This window comes from Streptomyces sp. SID1328 (assembly GCF_009865595.1).
In the GTDB taxonomy this organism is placed as follows: Bacteria; Actinomycetota; Actinomycetes; order Streptomycetales; family Streptomycetaceae; genus Streptomyces; species Streptomyces griseoluteus.
The window spans coordinates 1-2,654 of the sequence record NZ_WWKH01000862.1; the positions used below are offsets into that span (position 1 = coordinate 1).

Annotated in this window: 5 protein-coding genes and 1 pseudogene; 1 reads left to right on the forward strand and 5 read right to left on the reverse strand. The window is 74.2% G+C overall.

The features are described from left to right. The 5 genes from amaP to GT030_RS27865 all read right to left on the reverse strand — a co-directional run. Positions 1 to 371, reverse strand: a 371-nt coding sequence (gene amaP, locus GT030_RS27845) for an alkaline shock response membrane anchor protein AmaP (protein ID WP_161203443.1), incomplete at its 3' end; no start/stop codon positions are given. A gap of 5 nt (positions 372 to 376) precedes the next feature. Further along, the gene (locus GT030_RS27850; RefSeq protein ID WP_161203444.1) at positions 377 to 1,060 is read right to left on the reverse strand and encodes a DUF6286 domain-containing protein; all 684 of its coding nucleotides are present in this window, start codon (positions 1,058 to 1,060) and stop codon (positions 377 to 379) included. Then, the gene (locus GT030_RS27855) at positions 1,057 to 1,464 is read right to left on the reverse strand and encodes an Asp23/Gls24 family envelope stress response protein (RefSeq protein WP_161203445.1); all 408 of its coding nucleotides are present in this window, start codon (positions 1,462 to 1,464) and stop codon (positions 1,057 to 1,059) included. Before GT030_RS27855 ends, GT030_RS27850 begins: the two co-directional genes overlap by 4 nt. Positions 1,465 to 1,469: 5 nt before the next feature. Continuing rightward, on the reverse strand, positions 1,470 to 1,700 hold the full coding sequence (locus tag GT030_RS27860) for a hypothetical protein (RefSeq protein WP_161203446.1): 231 nt from the start codon (positions 1,698 to 1,700) through the stop codon (positions 1,470 to 1,472). Between the two features lie 84 nt (positions 1,701 to 1,784). Continuing rightward, on the reverse strand, positions 1,785 to 2,249 hold the full coding sequence (locus GT030_RS27865) for an Asp23/Gls24 family envelope stress response protein (protein WP_237522857.1): 465 nt from the start codon (positions 2,247 to 2,249) through the stop codon (positions 1,785 to 1,787). A 98-nt stretch (positions 2,250 to 2,347) separates the two neighbouring features. Between GT030_RS27865 and GT030_RS27870 the strand changes: the two are divergent. After that, positions 2,348 to 2,654, forward strand: a pseudogene (locus tag GT030_RS27870) (nucleopolyhedrovirus P10 family protein); the annotation flags it as partial.

Sequence of the window (2,654 nt, forward strand, 5' to 3'; positions counted from 1 at the left end):
ACGCCCGGCCGGCGGCCCGCGTCGTCCGCGAGCGCGGACCGCAGCGCTCCGCCGCGCACCAGCGCGCCCTTGCCGTCGCCGGTGTCGATCAGGATCTCGGACAGGCTGTGCCTGCGCAGCACCGACACCAGCCACCACAGCCCGATCAGGAACAGCACGGCCAGCAGCGCGATCAGCGCGGGCCACCACCAGTCCTGGTCGCGCCAGGCGGTGCGCTCGGCCCGGCTGAGCAGCACGTCGTGCCGGCCGGAGTGCGGCCACCAGGAGGGCGAGGGCGCGCCGAGGCCGACGGCCAGCACCGACCCGCCGAGCACGAACAGCACCAGTCCGGCGAGCGCCAGCAGGACGCGGTTGACGGCTCCTGAACGCATGCCCCTCATCCCTTCTTCCCAGGTCCCCTGAGGCGTACCGACAGCTTGGGGCGCCGGGCCATGCCGAGGTCGGTCACGGCACCGGCCAGCGCGGTGTCCAGGTCGCTCCGCACCTCGGCGGGGTCCCGGAAGTGCGAGATCACCCGCACGTCGGCCCGGCGGCGGCGCATCTTGACCCGCGCCTCGCGCACCCCGGAGACCTCCACGGCCCGGTCCCGCAGCACCTGGGCGGCGGCGTCACGGGTGAGTGCGGCGCGTACGTCGTGGCGCGGGCGGAGCATGGGGAGCAGGTTGCGCAGGCCGGGGGTGATCGCGAGCAGGATCAGCCAGAGGCCGAGGGCGGTGACGAAGGCGGCGCCCGCGAGCACCGGGATGTCGTCGAGGGGGCGCTGGGCCAGCTGGCGGGCGAGTTCACGGCGCCAGTACATCGCCGGGTACCCGAGGCGGACGGCGATCACGTCGTACAGCAGCAGGCCGGCGCCGCCCAGGGTGAGCAGGGCGACGATCGCCGAAGGGACGCGGCGGGCGGACCAGAAGCGGCCGCTGCCGCGGGCGTCCGGGGGAAGGGCGGGCTGCTGGACGGTGGGCGGGGTGTGCCGCTCGGTGTCGGGGTGCTTCTCGGTGTCGGGGTGCTTCCCGGTGTCCACCACGGGCACGGGCCGGGTGGCGTCCTGCGGCGGCTCGCTCATACCGTCCTCCCCTGGTGCTCACCGGGCAGCCGCAGCCGCTCCACCTCGACGACCACCTCCGGCACCTCCATGTTCGCCAGCGTGCCCACCCGCTCGGTGACCCGGCGGCGTACGGCGGCGCAGCGGGCGCCGATGTCACCGGGGTACTCGAGTTCCACGACGACTCGCACACGGGCCGTGCCGAAGGGGCTGTCCTCCACCGGGCCCGTACCGCGCGCCCTGGGACGGACGTTGACCGTGGTGTGCGGGGTCTTGGTGTTCCGGGGCAGCGGGGCGATCGCCTCGCGCGCGGCCCGCGCGGCGATCTTGGCGACGACCCGGTCCGCGATCCGGGTGAACCCTCGCTCGCCCGGCGGGGTGCGGTCCGGGACACCCGGCGCCGCCGTGTTGGTGTCCGTGCTCATCGCGGTCACCGGCGCCAGTCGCGCCGGTCGCCGCCGGAGCGGAACCGCTCCTCACGGGTGCGGTCGTCGCGGCGGCGGAAGAAGTCACCGAGTTCCAGGTCGCCGTCCACGAAACGACCGGCGAAGAATCCGACGGCCCCGAGGGCCGCCACCAGCACGAAGGCTCCGAACCCGCCGTAGAACCCGGCGAAGCCCAGCGCCATTCCGGCGATCATGCCGACTGCTGCCATGCTCATCTCTGCAGCGCTCCTTCAAGCGAGTCGGCTCGTCCGGCCGAGTGATGTCAGCCGGTCCGGCCTCTTGTCCGAGTACCCCCTGGCTCACTGGATACGAGGCTGCTCCGGCTCCTGGTCCTCGTCGTCGTCGGGGAGGTGGACGTCGCTGACCGCGATGTTGACCTCGACGACCTCGAGGCTGGTCATGCGCTCCACGGCGGTGATCACGTTCTCCCGGACCGCGCGGGAGACATCGCCGATGGGATAGCCGTACTCCACGACGATCTCCAGGTCGAGCGCGGTCTGCACCTCGCCGACCTCGGCCTTCACCCCTCGGGTCACGGCCTTGGTGCCGCCGGGCACCCGGTCGCGCATGGCACCGATGGTGCGGGAGATCCCGCTGCCCATGGCGTACACGCCGACCGCGTCCCGTGCCGCCATTCCGGCGATCTTCTCGACGACCCCGTCCGCGATCGTGGTGCGGCCTCTGGTCGCGGGGTCGCCGCCGCCGGGCCGGTTCTGCCTGCGGGCGGAGGTCTGCGGCTCGTTCTCGCCGCCGTGGGTTGCCATCTCGCTCATCGCCACTGCTCCCCTTTTCGGTCGTCGTTCTCCGACCACCGTAAGCACGCCTGCGCCGTTGCGCGCCGTGGAGAGGGCAGGCTGGAGGAATGACGGCGGACTGGACACAGGCGGTACGGCAGCGACTGGCGCCCGGCAGACTGCTGCCGCTCGGCGGCAGCCGCGACGGCGCGTGGATGACGGAACGGGCGGCCGCCTCGGTGCTGGCCGGGGCGGCGGCGGCCGAGGTGCCGGGGGCGTGGCTGGGCACGCTGCGGATCGGTCCGGCCGATCCGCGGGAGGTGCGCGAGCCGGTCGTCCCGGCCCCGCCGAGCGCGCTGTGGCCGGGGCCCCTCCGGGTGACGGCGGACTTCGCGGCGACCGCCGCCCGGCCGCTGCCGGTGACGGCGGACCGGC

Excerpts from the sequence above, each read along its gene's own strand:
- GT030_RS27850 (WP_161203444.1), bottom strand. The coding sequence starts at position 1,060 with ATGAGCGAGCCGCCGCAGGACGCCACCCGGCCCGTGCCCGTGGTGGAC.
- GT030_RS27855 (WP_161203445.1), bottom strand. The coding sequence starts at position 1,464 with ATGAGCACGGACACCAACACGGCGGCGCCGGGTGTCCCGGACCGCACC.
- GT030_RS27860 (WP_161203446.1), bottom strand. The coding sequence starts at position 1,700 with ATGAGCATGGCAGCAGTCGGCATGATCGCCGGAATGGCGCTGGGCTTC.
- GT030_RS27865 (WP_237522857.1), bottom strand. The coding sequence starts at position 2,249 with ATGGCAACCCACGGCGGCGAGAACGAGCCGCAGACCTCCGCCCGCAGG.